The sequence below is a fragment of the Marinobacter sp. F4206 genome (assembly GCF_019392195.1).
GTDB lineage: Bacteria > Pseudomonadota > Gammaproteobacteria > Pseudomonadales > Oleiphilaceae > Marinobacter.
This window is the reverse complement of the sequence record NZ_JAHXKI010000001.1, coordinates 438,468-454,510: the sequence shown is the minus strand read 5'-3', so window position 1 is coordinate 454,510 and position 16,043 is coordinate 438,468. Positions and strand designations below refer to the sequence as shown.

General features: G+C 52.0%; 14 protein-coding genes. 11 read left to right on the top strand and 3 right to left on the bottom strand.

Annotated features, from left to right (window positions below; all coding sequences use genetic code 11):
• Positions 1-37: 37 nt before the first annotated feature.
• Positions 38-781, bottom strand: coding sequence for a THxN family PEP-CTERM protein (locus tag KZO34_RS02070; RefSeq protein WP_219472834.1), 744 nt, complete (start codon positions 779-781; stop codon positions 38-40).
• Positions 782-1,065: 284 nt separating this feature from the next.
• Between KZO34_RS02070 and KZO34_RS02065 the strand changes: the two genes are divergently transcribed.
• The 11 genes from KZO34_RS02065 to KZO34_RS02015 all read left to right on the top strand — a co-directional run bounded on the left by KZO34_RS02065 (position 1,066) and on the right by KZO34_RS02015 (position 13,518).
• The gene (locus KZO34_RS02065) at positions 1,066-2,550 is read left to right on the top strand and encodes a bifunctional 2-methylcitrate dehydratase/aconitate hydratase (RefSeq protein WP_219472832.1); all 1,485 of its coding nucleotides are present in this window, start codon (positions 1,066-1,068) and stop codon (positions 2,548-2,550) included.
• A 187-nt stretch (positions 2,551-2,737) separates the two neighbouring features.
• Entirely contained in the window at positions 2,738-3,106 is a 369-nt protein-coding gene (locus KZO34_RS02060) for a hypothetical protein (RefSeq protein ID WP_219472831.1), read from the top strand.
• Positions 3,107-3,245: 139 nt separating this feature from the next.
• On the top strand, positions 3,246-4,658 hold the full coding sequence (locus KZO34_RS02055; protein WP_219472830.1) for a TIGR03013 family XrtA/PEP-CTERM system glycosyltransferase: 1,413 nt from the start codon (positions 3,246-3,248) through the stop codon (positions 4,656-4,658).
• 62 nt (positions 4,659-4,720) lie between these two features.
• A complete protein-coding gene (locus KZO34_RS02050) occupies positions 4,721-5,362 on the top strand; it encodes an XrtA/PEP-CTERM system exopolysaccharide export protein (protein WP_219472829.1) in 642 nt (213 codons plus the stop codon).
• A gap of 51 nt (positions 5,363-5,413) precedes the next feature.
• Entirely contained in the window at positions 5,414-6,943 is a 1,530-nt protein-coding gene (locus KZO34_RS02045) for an XrtA system polysaccharide chain length determinant (RefSeq protein ID WP_219472828.1), read from the top strand.
• A gap of 212 nt (positions 6,944-7,155) precedes the next feature.
• Positions 7,156-7,839 (top strand): P-loop NTPase family protein, encoded by a 684-nt coding sequence (locus KZO34_RS02040; RefSeq protein WP_308318752.1) that lies wholly within the window; start codon positions 7,156-7,158, stop codon positions 7,837-7,839.
• A gap of 175 nt (positions 7,840-8,014) precedes the next feature.
• Entirely contained in the window at positions 8,015-9,121 is a 1,107-nt protein-coding gene (locus tag KZO34_RS02035) for an outer membrane beta-barrel protein (protein ID WP_219472827.1), read from the top strand.
• 39 nt (positions 9,122-9,160) lie between these two features.
• Entirely contained in the window at positions 9,161-10,030 is an 870-nt protein-coding gene (locus tag KZO34_RS02030) for an XrtA system polysaccharide deacetylase (RefSeq protein ID WP_219472825.1), read from the top strand.
• Positions 10,031-10,051: 21 nt separating this feature from the next.
• Positions 10,052-11,365: a FemAB family XrtA/PEP-CTERM system-associated protein gene (locus tag KZO34_RS02025; RefSeq protein WP_219472824.1), complete on the top strand. Its 1,314-nt coding sequence runs from the start codon at positions 10,052-10,054 to the stop codon at positions 11,363-11,365.
• Positions 11,362-12,483 (top strand): glycosyltransferase family 4 protein, encoded by a 1,122-nt coding sequence (locus KZO34_RS02020; RefSeq protein WP_257900142.1) that lies wholly within the window; start codon positions 11,362-11,364, stop codon positions 12,481-12,483. The genes KZO34_RS02025 and KZO34_RS02020 overlap by 4 nt, the downstream gene beginning before the upstream one ends.
• 6 nt (positions 12,484-12,489) lie before the next feature.
• Positions 12,490-13,518 (top strand): polysaccharide deacetylase family protein, encoded by a 1,029-nt coding sequence (locus tag KZO34_RS02015; RefSeq protein ID WP_219472821.1) that lies wholly within the window; start codon positions 12,490-12,492, stop codon positions 13,516-13,518.
• Here the strand turns inward: KZO34_RS02015 and KZO34_RS02010 are convergent.
• Positions 13,498-14,679 carry an ATP-binding protein gene (locus KZO34_RS02010; RefSeq protein ID WP_219472818.1) on the bottom strand — a complete coding sequence of 394 codons (1,182 nt, stop codon included), beginning with the start codon at positions 14,677-14,679 and terminating at the stop codon, positions 13,498-13,500. The two genes, KZO34_RS02015 and KZO34_RS02010, sit on opposite strands and share 21 nt — an antisense overlap.
• Positions 14,676-15,851 (bottom strand): carboxylate--amine ligase, encoded by a 1,176-nt coding sequence (locus KZO34_RS02005; RefSeq protein ID WP_219472808.1) that lies wholly within the window; start codon positions 15,849-15,851, stop codon positions 14,676-14,678. Before KZO34_RS02005 ends, KZO34_RS02010 begins: the two co-directional genes overlap by 4 nt.
• Positions 15,852-16,043: the final 192 nt, after the last annotated feature.

Sequence of the window (16,043 nt, the reverse complement as noted above, 5' to 3'; positions counted from 1 at the left end):
CCATTCGTGGATGTCACCCGGCCACCTTTCGTTGGCGTTAAACGCTTCGCTGCCTTTTCCACAGCTTCCTTGAGAAGAAGCCAAGCAGACCCAGGGCTACGAGAGCAAGTGATGACGGCTCCGGTACCTCGAGGGCTTTGGAACGAATAATGCCGGAGAGCAGTGAAGTGCTGGTTGACCTCTCCTGGGTCCACAGCTCATGGGCGAGTTCGCCATCGTGCAAGAACCCGCTGATGTCCAGATAATACTGTCTTGACCCCAGGGAATAGTAGGAGGAACTGGACTCGTTCAACGCGAGGGTGACTCTGTCTGCACACCCATATTGATTTACCTTAGAGTCCCTGGACTCGCCATTGGCGCAGGATTCACCGGAAGCTGGCGTATTCACGGTTTCCCAATGATCAAAATTGAAGACGGACTCCAGCATGTGGGAGACACCGTCCAGGTTTACCATCGCAGTAACTTTGAGTTCGGCATTCGTTAAGGGAGAACCACCAGTCGGGTGATTGAAATGCGTGAACTCACCGAGTGAGAACGCTTCTCCCTCATCAGCGTGAAATGCCGGGGCTGCGCTTCCACTGAACGAATAGCCACTCTGGTAGTCGGGATTGGAATTTCCCCATTTGATCGTATCCGTACCCAGACCAGAAATTACGGACGCTCCCGGGGTCATATTTGTCCAGGACCCGGTCACATCCGTTATTTCGATCGGCGAAGCTGCGGCCAAGCCTGTGACCAAAGCCGAGCTGCATAGAATCAATTTCATGGCAGAGTGTTTCATAGCATGTCATCCATAAATAGTGGAACACTGCTTGAGAACAATTCAGTCCTGCTCATAACGACAGACGCAAGCCGAATACCATTTCGAAACTAACTCAAAAAAAACAACCTCCTGTTGTGGGATCCGTTGACTGCCTTGGTCAGCCGGAAGTGAGAGTTGTAAAAAAATGTGACGCCTGTCACATAATTCCTGGGTGCAGATCCAACTCGTAGGAGGTCTTTCGGTCCGGGCAGAGTGAACTAGGCTGATAGTTGAGAACAAAGGCTGGCAAGGAGTGAGTGACCATGACTGAAAACAGCGACCAGAATGAACGCCCCGACTTTGATGACGTCCTCCAGACCATCACCGACTATGTGCTGGGTTTTGAAATTGAGAGTGAGGAAGCCTGGAAAACTGCTCGTTACTGTCTCATGGATACCATCGGGTGCGGACTACTGGCGTTGCGTTTTCCCGAATGCGCAAAACACCTGGGTCCTCTCGTGGAGGGAACCGTTGTCCCTTACGGTTCTCGGGTTCCTGGCACCTCCTTTCGCCTGGATCCCGTCAAGGCCGCATGGGACATCGGTTGTACCATTCGTTGGTTAGACTATAACGATACCTGGTTGGCTGCTGAATGGGGGCATCCTTCCGATAATCTCGGGGGGATCCTCGCGGTAGCGGATCATCTCTCTCAGAAACGTGTGTCGGAGGGCCGGCCCCCACTACCGATGCGCTCAGTGCTTGAGAGTATGATCATGGCTCACGAAATACAGGGAGTATTGGCTCTGGAGAATTCCTTCAACCGGGTGGGTCTGGATCACGTCGTCCTTGTCAAAGTTGCGTCAACGGCAGTTACTGCGAACCTTATGGGAGCAAATCGGGAGCAGTTGCTCTCTGCGCTCTCTCACGCGTGGGTCGATGGCCAGAGCCTGAGGACCTATCGGCATGCACCCAATGCCGGTTCCCGTAAATCCTGGGCAGCGGGCGACGCGACTTCCAGGGCAGTGCGCCTCGCTGACATAGCCATGCGCGGTGAAATGGGAATTCCTGGTGTGCTGACGGCTCCTCAATGGGGGTTCTACGACGTCGCGTTCAGCAAAACAAACAAGGATCAGAAGCTCAAGCCGGAAGGCGAAAAGCGGTTCTCGTTGCCGCGTGAGTTCGGGTCTTATGTGATGGAGAACATACTGTTCAAGGTTTCTTTTCCCGCAGAATTTCATGCCCAGACTGCCGCTGAAGCCGCCGTTACGTTGCATCCCTCGGTTCGTGACAGGGTGGAAGAAATAGATCGGGTGGTGATCACTACTCACGAATCCGCAATTCGGATTATTTCCAAGCAGGGGGCACTGGCCAATCCGGCCGATCGCGATCATTGTCTTCAGTATATGGTTGCTGTGCCATTGATATTCGGCGCTCTGACAGCCGAACATTACGAGGATGGTTTCCACGAGTCGTATCCGATCATCGACCAGGTGCGGGCCAAAATGGAGGTTATTGAAGATCCCCGGTACACAAAGGAATACCTTGAACCGGATAAGCGCTCTATTGCCAATGCTATCCAAGTATTTTTCAAGGATGGCAGCAGCACCGAGAAAGTCGAGGTAGAGTATCCGATTGGCCACCGCCGGCGTCGAGAGGAGAGTATTCCTCTGCTTGAAGAAAAGTTCTGGGCCAATCTTCTCACTCGCTTCCCGCTCCAAAGGAGCAAGCAGATTTTTGACTCCATCACTGACCACACTGAACTCGATGATATGCCAGTGCATTCGTTTCTGGACCGGTTCGTGATTTGACCCGGTTCGAAGAGGCGTTTGTCTACAGAAACGCAATGTCGAATAAATTTACGCCCATGAACGCGTAGTTGGACACCCTTGCAGAGAAGGATAGGAAACAAGCCTTAAAACATGGGGATGTTGTTGCGTGGTATAGCCTGTGCAGGTTTCCTCGTCAGAGCTTTGCGCGAGCATAGTGGGAGGGATTATGACGATTCATGATTTTGGCGGATTTGTGGCTGTATTTGTTCTGATTTTTACGGGTGCCTTCGTCAACGTCTCCGCTTCCCCGTTGGAGAGAAGTAACAATGGTCACTTGCGACCCGTGTTTACCGAGCACAACCAGACGCCAGGCTCTCGGCGCTACGCTGATTGGGCCGCTGAAATCGAGCAGGGTGAAAACTATACGTCGGTTCGGACCGGAGCCATTTTTAGCACCTGGGCAACGCCTGGAAAAGCGGTTGACGAAGCGGACCGAAAAGCAGTGGGCCTGGTCAGAGAACCTGGCTCTTTTGCGTTGTTGGGGTTAGGTCTGCTCACGTTGCTGCTTCTGGGCCGAGTGCGCAGGAGACGCTGACTCCCCACACCTTTTTCTGCCTTCTAATTCGTTACGAATCATTGAAGTTACAAAAAATTACAGTAAACTCTAAGTGTATTGAGTTCCCATTGCAGTGGATGCAGGGAGCAAGCTCGGTTGAACATCAAAAGGAGTTGACGTGGCCCACGTCAGGCTGTTCAGGCATTACATACACCTTCCCTTCGTTATTCTGGGCCTGATAGATCTCCTGGTGTTGGTCTTTAGCTTCCTGCTGGCCGCCTTCTTTCGCTATTTTGGCGACGTCGGGTATTTCCTCGATAACTTGCCGTTTCTGCTGCCTTCGGCTGTGATCTTTGCCTCTGCCAACCTGCTGGTCATGGTCGCCATTGGCGTTCATCAGGCCCGTCTGGAAGAGGGAATGTCGGGAATGATGTTGAGGACCATCCTGGCACTTATTGTCGGCGTGCCCGTGGCTGGCTTTACCTATCTTCTTGCAAGCGATTGGCTGTGGTACCTGGGTTCCAGTGGAGTGCTGACCTCAGCTTCTGTTTTCGGTTTTTTTTTGCTGGGCATCGTCCGCTCCGTTTTTTTTGCCATTGCGGGCAAGGATGCATTCAAACGCAAAGTTCTGGTTCTGGGCTCGGGATTTCGGGCGCACCAGCTTCTCGAAGATCTGAAAACCCCGTTCAATCGCAAGGGCTTCACATTAAGCGGCTTTGTTCCCTTGCCGGGCGAGAACCGGGAGGTCCCCGAGGAGGATCTGATTCACCTCACGACTACTCTGCAGCAATACATTCATGAGCATCCTGTAAGTGAGATCGTTGTGGCTGTAGACGATCGCAGGAAAGGTCTCCCGATGGAGGATTTGCTGGAATGTAAAATGGAGGGTGTAAAAATTGTTGACGGTGCCAGCTTTTACGAACGCGAATCCAGGAAGGTGGCCCTGGAAATGATTTCCCATGGCTGGCTCGTGTTTTCGGACGGGTTCACGGTGTCTTCTGTGTTCGGCATCGGAAAGCGGTCTCTTGATATTCTTGCAGCGACGGTACTGCTGATCGCGGGGCTGCCACTAATGATTCTGACGGCAATCGCCATCAAGATTGAAGATGGATTGAAGTCCCCGGTTTTTTACAGTCAGGAGCGGGTTGGCCTGAATGGAAAGGTCTTCAAGGTACATAAGTTCAGATCAATGGTTACAGATGCAGAAAAAAATGGAGCGGTATGGGCGAGCAAAAACGACGCTCGCGTTACACGAGTTGGAGAATTTATTCGTAAGGTCCGAATTGACGAGCTGCCTCAGATTTTCAATGTGCTGAATGGCACAATGGCGTTTGTCGGACCCCGTCCCGAAAGGCCGGTCTTTGTCCAGCAACTCTCTGAAAAAATACCGTTTTACAGCGAAAGGCATCGGGTGAAACCGGGGGTGACCGGATGGGCTCAGCTTTGTTTCGCCTATGCTGATAACGAGGAAGATACGCGGGAAAAACTTCGCTATGACCTTTATTACATCAAGAATCAAAGTCTGCTGCTTGATTTGTTGATTATAATTCAGACAGTCGAAGTGGTATTGTTCAAAAAAGGATCAAGGTAGTTTCGGGGTTATGCTGTTCCCGAGATATGGAATGAAGCAAGGACTTGTAGAGAGGATTTACAATGTCACGGATGTACTCCCTTCCAGGGCTTGCCCTGTTGTTAGTGGTAACTCTGATTTCAGGCTGTGCCGGTCAATCTGCGTCTTCGAGAGACAAGATCCAACGAGCATTGAGCGTCAATACCGCAACCAGTGTCGACGAATACGTTCTCGGGGCTACAGATGTGGTACAGGTTTCAGTCTGGCGAAACGAAGACCTGAGTATTGAGGTACCGGTTCGTCCTGATGGCAAGATCTCCGTTCCGCTCGTCGGCGATGTGCAGGCAAGTGGGCGCACCCCCCAGGCCCTGGCCGATGAGATCGAGAGCAGCCTGGCACGATATATTCGCCAACCGCAGGTCAGCATTGTCGTTACTTCCATGGGTAGCCATGAGTACACCGATCGCGTGAGGGTGACCGGTGCCGTTGAACAACCGGTTTCTGTGCCTCACCGAGCCGGAATGACCGTGTTGGACGTTGTCCTCGGTGCTGGCGGCACCACCCCCTTTGCTGCTCTGAATAAATCCATGCTGTACCGAAGGGTTGACGGCGAGGTTGTCGCCATTCCTGTCCGCCTGGAAGACATTCTGAATAACGGTGACGTCGAAACGAATTATGCGATTCGGCCGGGAGATATCCTTAGTATTCCGGAGCGCAATTTCTGAGTTCCCGGAATTTAGACGGGCCTGTGTTAATCCAATAGTGAGTTATGCGCCATGGCATTGCCTCTGTCCGAATTACCAGTCGAAATCGTCAAGGAAGTAAGGGCCAGAAAATGGCTGGCACTGTTGCTCTTCATGATTGTGAGCTTTGGTGTTCTTGCCGCGGGCTTTCTTTGGCCTTACAAATACCAATCGGAAACGGTCATTTTTATCGATGACCAAAACATCATTCGTCCGTTGATGGAAGGAAGTGCGGTTGCCACTGAGATCAATGACAGGGCGTCTGCTGCCCAGGAGCTGCTCTGGAGCCGGAGTGTTATAGAGAAAATTGCCAAAGATGAAGAAATTTTTGGCGAGGGTGCAGCGGATGTCGCGCGCCCGAGACTTGAAGGCCGAATCTTTGCGTTGAAACAGAACCTGTCGGTTGTCCCTCGGGGCGACAGCTATTTTGCCATCGCCTATCAGGCACAGTCGCCGATGCGGGCTTTTCAGATCGCGCAACGGATGGGACAGCTCTTCATCGAAGAGACGAATGCACGAAAGCGCTCGGAAAGCCGGAACGCCTATGAGTTCATCAATAATCAGGTTCGAAGCTACGAACGCCAATTGGCACAGGCCGAAGAGCGCCTCCAGGCGTTTCTGTCAGAAAATGTTGATGGTACCGAAGGGGACGCCAACACCCGGTTGGACAATCTAAGGAGTCAGCTCGAGCTTGCTCAGATGGAAAAAGCTGAGCTTGAGGCCCGGGAAAGATCACTGGAACTGGAACTGAGCCGCGTAAATCCGACAATCCGTCAGGGAAGGACCCCGGATGCCTATCAGACTCGAATCAGTTCCCTTGAAGAACGTCTGGATAACCTGCGACTGCAGTACCACGATACCTACCCGGATATAGTGATCCTGCGAGAGCAGCTTCAGGAATTGCGCCGCCAACGAGCCCGGGCACTTGCGCAAGAGGGGGATGAGCCCCAGCCCGTTGGAGAGGAATCCCTCTCCAATCCAGTCTATCAGGATATCCAGACCGAACTCACCTCCACCCGTGCCGATATTCAGACCATGAATTCCCGGATCAATAGCTTCAGGCAGCTAATCTCCGAACAGGCCCAGCGGATGGAACGCATCCAGGAAAACAAGGCTCAGTACATGGAGCTCACGCGCGACATGGAGGTTAACAAGGAAATCTATGATGACCTCCTGAAAAGGCGTGAGCGGGCCCGTGTATCTATGCACCTGGACGTTGAAGGACAGGGGCTCAACTATCGGATCAACGAAAAAGCGCAGTTTCCACTGGCGGCATCGGGCCCCGGATTTCCCCTGTTTGCAGCCGCTGGTCTTTTTTTGGGGTTGGCCGCTCCATTTGGTCTTGTCGCGGGCTTGTTGCAGATCGACCCAAGGGTAAGGGCAAGGGAGCAGCTTGAGGAAACCATTGAATTGCCGGTGCTGGTGCAATTACCGGAAATCAGGACGCCTTTTGAACAACGCCGGGACCGCAGGGTCGCCCTGTTGGTCGGAGTGATAGCAATTATTGCCGTGGTTGTCTATTTGGGTGTAGCGGGAGCCGCGTTGATGGGAGTGATCGGATGAACGACCAAAAGAGCAATACCGGTTCCCTCAAGGATTCGGGAGAAGATCAGTCCGTTGTCGGGGAAGATAAAAGCAGTCATCAGGGAGAGGGTTACTGGTTAAAAAACAGGGATGAACTGAATAAGGAAGCTGTTCCGTATTCGGAGTGGGACGATTCCAGAATGCTGGTTCCGAGTTCCCTTGAGCTTGGCCCCGGCGCCGTAGACCGGTATGTGATCAGTAAGCAGATTGTCCGCATGCAGGAGCCGAGAAGGCTTACGCCGGATGACATGGATGAACGCCGGATTATTTACCCCGAATCGAGCAATCGAACCCTGGTTAACCGATTCAGGGATCTTCGTACAAAATTACTCGAAGCATCGGGTGGTAACAATTTCACGATCGTTGTCAGTTCGACCAACCGGGGGGCAGGAACGTCCTTTGTAGCGCTCAATCTCGCTGCGGCATTCGCGTTTGATCAGTCCAAAACAGCTGTTGTCATTGACTGCAATCTCCGGGAACCGTCTCTTCACTCCACGCTTGATATTATGCCGGAAACCGGCCTGACGGATTTTCTCGATGATCCCGATTACGATATTGCCCGGATCCTTTACCCAACCGGGATTCCTCGGTTACGCCTGATCCCGGCCGGAAGTCGTCGGGAAACACCCAGTGAATTTTTCACTTCCTTCAGGATGAAGCAATTCCTTCAGGCGGTCAGACGTCGATATCCCGACCGTTTTATTGTGCTTGATACCGCGCCAATTACGGACTCGCCCGATGCCCGAATTCTCTCTGAGCTCTGCGATTATGCCATGTTGGTTGTACCGCATGGCCGGGTTACCCCGAATCAGGTGGAGCAAGCCGCCACCGCCTTCAATCCCAAAAAATTCGTCGGGACGGTTATTAATGGTTAGACATGGATTGTCAGTGTTTCGATGCCGGCTAGGCATTCTCATTCTGGGGTTTTGGTGGTTTTCGTCAGGTCCGGCTGTTGCGGCTCCCGCGGTTTTCTCGGTTGGACTGGATTCCCGCTTCACCGACAACGCCGGACAGACGGCATTCAGTGAACAGTCCGACCTGGAATCGAGTGTGTTTGTGGGGGTTCAGCATTCGTCTGATCCTGGTAACTGTAATTCAGACCTGATTGCAAAGGTGGCCTATAGCCGCTGGCTTGATGAGACCTTCACGCCGGAAACGAGTGCTAACGGGGACTTTCAGGGTGATTGTCGTCTTGGAAGTAACCTGGTCTGGGAGGCTTCGGACTATCTTCGAGATGTGACGCAGGACAGCCGGGTAAACAACACACCTAATAACCGAACCCAGAAAAACGTATTTCGAACGGGGCCTGTACTTACATTGAGGATGGGGGCAGTTGATGAACTCCAGCTCTCCGCAGCATACGAGAACACGGAGTTTCGTGAACCTGAGCAGAAAGATGGTGAGCGGTACAGTGGTGCAGTGGCCTGGAATCATTTTTTCAGCCCGTCCTTCACGGCAGGACTCAGTGCCAGCGTTGACCAGTCCGAACTTGATACTGAAGAGGAATTTGATCGCGCAACAATCAGTGCTCCTTTTACGAAGGCCTGGGCGGCCACCAGTGTTAGCGGAGCAGCGGGCTACGGCCAGATCGAATCCTCATTGCAGAACAGCAGTCCCCGGGAATATGAGGCCTTTGTCGGTAACGTGCTCCTGGTTCGCCAGATAAATGTAACGACAGAGTTCGAACTTGAGGCAAGCCGAGAGCTCACTGATCAGACTTCCGATTTCGATGCGCGCTTTGATGACTTTATATTCAATCTGGATCAGACAAGCGCTGTAGAGGTGTCGGCTGTGCGGTTGGGGTTCAATAATGATCTGGGTGGGGCATCCACGTTTGATATTGGAATCTTTGCAAACCGGTCAGACTATCTCGATATCGGGATCGAAGAGGACGGCGCCGGTATCGATGCTGCCTTTCGACGCCCTCTGACCGGTCAGTTGACCTGGACAACGGGCGCGAGGTACGAATTATTCCGTTATAGCGCGGATGATACCGAGGATGATGTTCTTCGAGTGAATACCGGAATCGATTTCCAGCTGAACAGACAGCTGAATTTCGTCAGTAGGGTGGGGTATGAAAAACGCACCAGTGACGTGGTGAGTCGAGAATTCGCTGAAGCCTGGGTTCTGGTTGGCGTTCAGTACCAGTTCCGCTGAAGCCAGGAATTAAAGGAACGCCAGACAGGGAAGAATGCCATGCAGACAGCCATACAGAATGCACTCACTATCGATGTAGAAGACTATTTCCAGGTTGCCGCGTTGGCAGAGGCGGTAAAAAGGGACGATTGGCCTTCCATGGAGTATCGCGTAGAGGCGAACACCGATCGATTGCTTGAACTCTTTGACCGCCACGAAATCAAAGCGACCTTTTTCACTCTTGGTTGGGTTGCTGAGAGGTCGCCGGACCTGGTTCGACGGATTCAGGGTGCCGGACACGAGATTGCAAGTCACGGATACAGTCATCAGCTGATCTATGACCAGACCCCCGAGGTTTTTCGGGAAGAGACTCGCCGATCCAAGAAAATCCTTGAGGACATCATTGGTGAATCGGTTACGGGCTACAGGGCGGCGAGTTATTCGATCACATCCAGATCCCGTTGGGCACTCGACGTTCTATGTGAAGAAGGGTTTACCTGGGATTCCTCTATTTTTCCCGTTCACCACGATCGTTACGGTATGCCAGGTACACCCTTCGAGCCTTATCAGCTTCGGGCCCCAAGCGGAGGTTTACTGACGGAGTTTCCCTTATCGACCTGCCCGGTCGGAAGTTACCGCCTTCCCATCGCGGGTGGGGGATACTTTCGGCTGTTTCCATACTGGCTAAGCCGCTGGGGTCTGGGTCGTATCAATAGGGCGGGAAAACCCTTTATCTTCTACCTGCATCCCTGGGAAATCGATCCTGAGCAACCGCGGTTGAAGGTGAAGGCATTCTCACGCTTTCGGCATTACAACAACCTCGACAAATGCATGGGTCGGCTTGAGAGTTTGCTTGGGGACTTCCGTTTCGGGTCTGTATCGAGCGTACTTTCGGGTGTAACCATTTCGTCCGAGGCCGTTGCCGTCTGAGAGTCGTTGAAGGATAGTTCGATGGGAAGGGAGATTTCCGTTGCTGGCCTGGAAGACGAGAAAAGCCGTCTCGACCAGTTGAAAGACGATAAGGGTCGGTTGAGCCGGTTGGTGGCGGACGCTCGAAAATCCGGGGGCGATGTGGACCGCTGTGTTTCAGAACTCCGGGAAGTATCTCAGGAGATCAAGAGACTCCAGAAACTGATCAAAAAGCAGGTTAACGGTGGTCAGGCGGAAAAAAAATGGGCACCACCAAATCTGGTGCCCCCTCCCGCAATTCTGGACATGTCCCTGGATACAGCTATTACGGTAGTACCGTGTACCGGCGAGATGCGCGCAGTGGCTGAGGAGTATGTATCCCAACATCCCGGTTCATCGATATGGCACAGGCCTCTCATTTCGTCCTTCATCGAAAAAACCTATGGCCACAAGACTCTTTATCTTTGTGCCGTAGCAGTGAGCGGCGAATTGACGGGTATCCTTCCTCTCGTTCAGCTCAACAGCCGTTTATTCGGGAATTTCCTGGTTTCCATGCCGTTCTTCAATTATGGCGGGGTGCTTGCCGACAATGCTGAGATTGCCCATGAACTGATTGCAGCGGCAGACCGATGGCGAGAGGAGCAAGGTGCCAGACATCTGGAACTGCGATTTCTCCAGGATAACAGACTGGAAGTTCCTCAACGGACAGACAAGGTAACCTTCTGGCTTCCTCTGCCTGATCAAAGCAATGTCCTCTGGGACAGCTTTAAACCAAAACTGAGGGCGCAGATCAGGCGTGGGGACAGGGAGTTGAGCGAATTGGTAATTGGGGGCAGTGAACTTCTGGACGAGTTCTATCGGGTGTTTTCGGTCAATATGCGCGACCTCGGAACCCCTGTATACAGTCGCACCTTCTTTCATAATCTTCTTAAGCACCTGGAAGGACACGCCTGGTTAGTGGTGGCGCGCATTGATGGACGGGCTGCCGGCTGCGCGTTTTTGACTGGCTACCGGGGCCGGATGGAGATTCCATGGGCGTCGACGCTCAGGAAACACAGCCACACTTCAATAAACATGATCATGTACTGGAAGATTCTGGAGTTTGCTGTTGAACAGGGGTTCGAGGTTTTTGATTTCGGTCGATGCACAGAGAATGCCGGAACCTATCGATTCAAGCAACAATGGGGCGCCCAACCCATTGGCCTCTATTGGGACTATGTTCTCCCGGCCGGTGAGAAGCTTTCTGCTTTGAATCCCGATAACCCGAAATTTCGCTTTTTGATTGCGGCCTGGCAAAGATTACCCGTTTGGGTCGCCAATCTCTTGGGACCCAAAATTGTCAGGGTTTTGCCATGATGTTGACCGCTACGACGAAGACGATCCTTCACCTGATTGACACGACCGGGCCGGGCGGGGCGGAGACTGTATTCATCAATCTCTTAAGGGAGCTGGGTCAAACCGAATTCCGAAGCGTGGTTGTGCTTCGAGGTGAAGGTTGGGTGGCGGACAAGGTCCGTTCCATTGGTATCACACCTCATTTTATCGATTCGAAGGGCAGCTTTAATCTTGGTTACATCAGGGATCTCAGGCAATTGATGACTGACGAGAAGGTTGGCTTGATTCACGCGCACCTTCTTGGTTCCAACGTTTATGGTGCTTTGCTGGCCCTCATATGCCGAAAGCCGATGATTGCAACTTTCCATGGTGCGGTGGATGTATCTGAAGGCGAGCGGTTTCTGCGGACAAAGTTCTTTCTCATCGGTTTGGGAGCGTCAAAAATAGTTTGCGTTTCGAAACGTCTGGAAGAAGAGCTTGCGACCCGAAGTACTTTACCCCCGAATAAGGTCAAACTGATTTACAACGGCGTTGACCCTGCACCGTTCCTCAATCCGTCCAAAGCCGATTTGAGACAGGAGTTGGGGTTGAGGCCGGAAACTAATCTGGTCGTGTCGGTCGGTAACATTCGTCCGGCCAAGGGCTACGAGTATCTCGTAGAAGCATCGTTGTGCATGGCTGAGTCAGATCCTGACACTCACTTCGTGGTGGTAGGGCATCAAAGAAAGGCTCTGTTCGAAAAACTGACGAGTCAGATATCTACAGCCTCTCCGAAACCAAAGATTCATTGGCTTGGATTCAGGGAAGATGTAGCTGATGTTCTGCGACAGGCGGATATCTTTTTGCTTCCCTCTGTGTCCGAAGGATTCTCGATCTCGACCGTCGAGGCGATGATGGCCGGGGTTCCGGTCATTGCCACCAGGAGCGGAGGGCCGGAGGAAATCATTGCGGATGGTGAAACCGGCTTTCTGATACCCGTGAGGGACTCGGCCGCTATCGTGGCGGCCATTGAAAGGCTCAAAGCACCGGAGATCCATCAGGGAATTGTCGCCAAGGCGCGGAGCACTGCCCGCGAAAAATTCGGTCTGGCGACTATGCTTCAGGAATACCGTGGGCTTTATCAGCAACTCATCGGCTAGGAAAGGATGATCAAGAGTGTTGTTCTGAAGTTTGCCAACTACGTTGGTGAATCGGGTCTATATCGTTCCCTTTGCCCGGGAAGGGTACCGGTGTTTATGCTCCACCGAGTGTCTGATACTGGAGAAGTGCGCCTTCCTGGCGGCATGACTGCGGATGTACTTCGGTCTCATCTGGACTATCTCGCCACGCATGGCTATCAGGTTCTTTCCATGGCCGATCTTCAGGCGATGCTTGAACGAGACAAGCCACTTCCCTCGAAATCTGTCATGTTCACCATCGATGACGGTTTTTTTGATCATCATGATGTGGCTGCCCGGGTATTTGAGGAATTCGGCTTTGTTCTTAATTTCTTCGTGATTACCGGGTTCCTGGACCGCGACCTCTGGCCTTGGGACGACCATGTTGCGTATGCGCTGCACAGGGCAGGGCCGAAAAAGGCTGACATAAGGTTGCCAAGCGGCGTCAACTATCTGGTTGATCTATTGAAAGACGGCATTGGTGACACGGTTTTTGAGCTTCGAAGCAGGTTAAAGAAGGAAAGTCAGAGCCATCTGTACAACTGGTTAAAAGTAGAGCTTTATCCGAGCCTGGACGTTGAGTTTCCGGCTGAGATCCCGCCGGAATTCAAACCGATGTCCTGGAGCAATGCGAGGGCACTTCGTGACTCGGGGCATGGTGTGTTTCCCCATACCTGTTCCCATCGAATCCTTTCAGCCTTGACGATTGAAGAAAAACGATCGGAGATTGAAGGGTCGATAAAGAGAATAGAGGCCGAACTGAATTATGTGCCGGAGGTCTTTGCCTATCCGACAGGACGACTTACCGATTATGACAGGCTCGATATTGAGCAGCTTGATAAATCCGGAATCCAGATGGCGTTCACTACTGTGCCGGAGTATGTCCAGGCCGGGCAAAATTGGTATGAACTCCCAAGATTTTCATTGCCCTGCAGTTCGGATGATTTTCGTCAGATTGTAAATGGGTTTGAAGCATTCAAGATGAAGCTGAGGGAATTAGCTAAATTTCCGCATTAGTTTTTTATGGGTTCTACGGACGATGTTCTTGATGGATTCCCAGGAATATTTACAGGCAGGAACGGGATCTTTCCAGTAGAATAGCGCCCCAACTCGGCGACGAAAGAGTAATCTGAAGTAAAGCAAAAGAATTGAGAATACGTTTTCCTTGTCTTCCAATCTCGCAACAAAGTCACCAAAAAAATTCCAGTACACCAGGTTATTCCTCTGAGGAGGAAAAGGAATTGTTTCTCCATAGGCAACCTGAGTACAGGCAAGAATGTTATTGATGCCGCAGCGAGTATCAAACCAGTTACACATGCCGAGGCGAGGATTGGTCTCGATATAAAGATACCGACCGGAAACGGGGTCTTTTTTGAACTCGATCATCGCCGGACCACAATAATTCAGAGCTTTTCCAATCTTCTCGCATTCCTCACGAAGCTCGATGTTCTCTCGGCTAATTGCCAATGAGGTGACGCCGTAATGGGACGGCATTGTCCCAAGGCGTTGGAATACGAAGCAGGCGCTCATTTCTCTTCGCAGATTAAAGGTGACATTACACACCCATAGGTTATCGTCTTTGCCCTGAATGACTTCTTGGCCGATAAATCTTTCTATTTGGTCTTTAAAGCGGAGTCGGAATTCGTCCAGTTCGGCTTGAGTGTTAAGAATGACATTCTTGGCGCCCAGAATCTGATAATCCCGAAACGTGCGCGGTTTGATTATCAGAGGAAATGATTGTGGCTCGTCATCCGAGAGCTGGTAATAGGTTTTTGGCAGGGTAATGCCGCCATCTTCCATGGCTCTGCATTCGAGTTTTTTATCGTTGAGGATGCGAGTTGTTTCTGCCAACGGGACAATCAGGTGGTGCTTGGAATAACCTTCACTCTTGAGCGCTCCCAGCAATTCGGCGGAACTGTCCGAGCAGGCGAGCAACACTCCTGGGCCGCACTCCTTGATGAATAACTCGTCAAGTATTGGTTTGATATCAGCTATCGTTGGGGCCGAGGGCAACAGAAAACTATTTTCGCTGAAGCGACTGAACGTACTGAGGTCTGAATGCTTCGTGATCAGGGTGTAGGTTTTTAGGCCAGCGTGGGCAGCGGACCGGACAGCGCCAAGGCCGTTGAGGCCATTTGCGAGAATAATGACGTAGGGTGCCCGTATAGAAAGTGTCATCCCTTCAATGCACGCAAGTACTGTTTGAGTTCAAACCAGAAAGGGTTGAGATCGTTCCATCTATTGACTTCATGCCGGGTTCGCAGCCCGGGCTGAAAGAAACGCACAATCTCGGCCAGCTTTTCCCTCAGAGAGTATCTGGTGCTGGGTGACTTCAAGATGATTAAGAGCCGATCGAGATCTCCAAGGATCCAGCGCACTCGTCTCTGCTGCCACTTTATTTCCGGCATCTGCTGTTCCGTGCATACCAGATACAACCACCAGGGAAAGTCGATCCCGGAGTCGATGGCCAATTGAAGGGAACCCCAAAAGCGCGGGTTTACCTCCATTAAATAGCCAGTCCCTTCGTCCGCCACCCGAAACTCAACCATAGCCACACCGTGCCATCCGACGCTTCCGAGAAGCTGTTCAGATGAGACCTTCAACGCGTCATCTATGGGGGCGGACTCGCTCAAGACACTCACGCCACCCCCTGGAGGTTTTTCACGGAGCCTGCGGTGAGAGAAGTAGCACACCGCTTCACCATGATCGAAAAGTGCGAACACGCCCTGGCCAGTCCCCACAATGAAAGACTGGATCGTGAACGGATATGAGAAGAAGCTGTGGGACTTTAGAAGAGAACGCGCTTCTTCCGCGGATTCAGCGATCAGAACCCGTGTTGAGATAATTCGGTCGCCCTCCAGAATCTTCGATTTGAAGGGCTTTAACACGACCGGAAAGCGGTCTATGGCCTTTAACGCCCTTAACCCTTCTTCGGCATCTTTACAAAACAGGGTTTCAGGAATGGGAATACCCTTGCTGGCCGCAAACTTAAACAATTCGTTCTTGTTGGCCAGCTGTTCAACCGCCCCGTTGGTTGGAAAGGGAAGGGTTACATGGCCTGGTAGCTCGTTGCGGTATTGCAGGACGGCGTAGGTGGTGGCTTCGGTAATGGGGAGCAGAAAAGAGATGTTGAATTCGTCGATCAGGTTCAACACCGCCTCAAAGAAAAGACGCGGTGAATCATACGGATCGGGATACGTCACCATTTTGCTGCAATAGCGGGAGAACCCCGCCATGGAGGTCGAAGCGCTTTCCCCGACGGCCACCCACAGATCCCTGGAACCGAGAGACCTCACCGCCGCCAGAGATGCCCGCTGGTTCCCATCAAGCACCAGGATTCTGGATTTCATGGATAGCAACGTCCTTTGTTGTGCCAACCTCAAAATGCGGGTCTATATTATCGGTGATAATGGTCCTAATTACTATCGTGAAAGTCCTCGCAGCCCCCAGCTCAGGATCTCATGATCTGGTTGAGTGTCTCTATGACTGCCAAGTTCAAGATGTTTTCCGCTGATTACTCAAGTTGTGGCATGATACCCATA

What these genes read in the sequence shown, in the direction of transcription:
- KZO34_RS02070 (WP_219472834.1), bottom strand. Translation starts at nt 781, where the DNA reads ATGAAACACTCTGCCATGAAATTGATTCTATGCAGCTCGGCTTTGGTC.
- KZO34_RS02065 (WP_219472832.1), top strand. Translation starts at nt 1,066, where the DNA reads ATGACTGAAAACAGCGACCAGAATGAACGCCCCGACTTTGATGACGTC.
- KZO34_RS02060 (WP_219472831.1), top strand. Translation starts at nt 2,738, where the DNA reads ATGACGATTCATGATTTTGGCGGATTTGTGGCTGTATTTGTTCTGATT.
- KZO34_RS02050 (WP_219472829.1), top strand. Translation starts at nt 4,721, where the DNA reads ATGTCACGGATGTACTCCCTTCCAGGGCTTGCCCTGTTGTTAGTGGTA.
- KZO34_RS02045 (WP_219472828.1), top strand. Translation starts at nt 5,414, where the DNA reads ATGGCATTGCCTCTGTCCGAATTACCAGTCGAAATCGTCAAGGAAGTA.
- KZO34_RS02030 (WP_219472825.1), top strand. Translation starts at nt 9,161, where the DNA reads ATGCAGACAGCCATACAGAATGCACTCACTATCGATGTAGAAGACTAT.
- KZO34_RS02025 (WP_219472824.1), top strand. Translation starts at nt 10,052, where the DNA reads ATGGGAAGGGAGATTTCCGTTGCTGGCCTGGAAGACGAGAAAAGCCGT.
- KZO34_RS02020 (WP_257900142.1), top strand. Translation starts at nt 11,362, where the DNA reads ATGATGTTGACCGCTACGACGAAGACGATCCTTCACCTGATTGACACG.
- KZO34_RS02015 (WP_219472821.1), top strand. Translation starts at nt 12,490, where the DNA reads ATGATCAAGAGTGTTGTTCTGAAGTTTGCCAACTACGTTGGTGAATCG.
- KZO34_RS02010 (WP_219472818.1), bottom strand. Translation starts at nt 14,679, where the DNA reads ATGACACTTTCTATACGGGCACCCTACGTCATTATTCTCGCAAATGGC.
- KZO34_RS02005 (WP_219472808.1), bottom strand. Translation starts at nt 15,851, where the DNA reads ATGAAATCCAGAATCCTGGTGCTTGATGGGAACCAGCGGGCATCTCTG.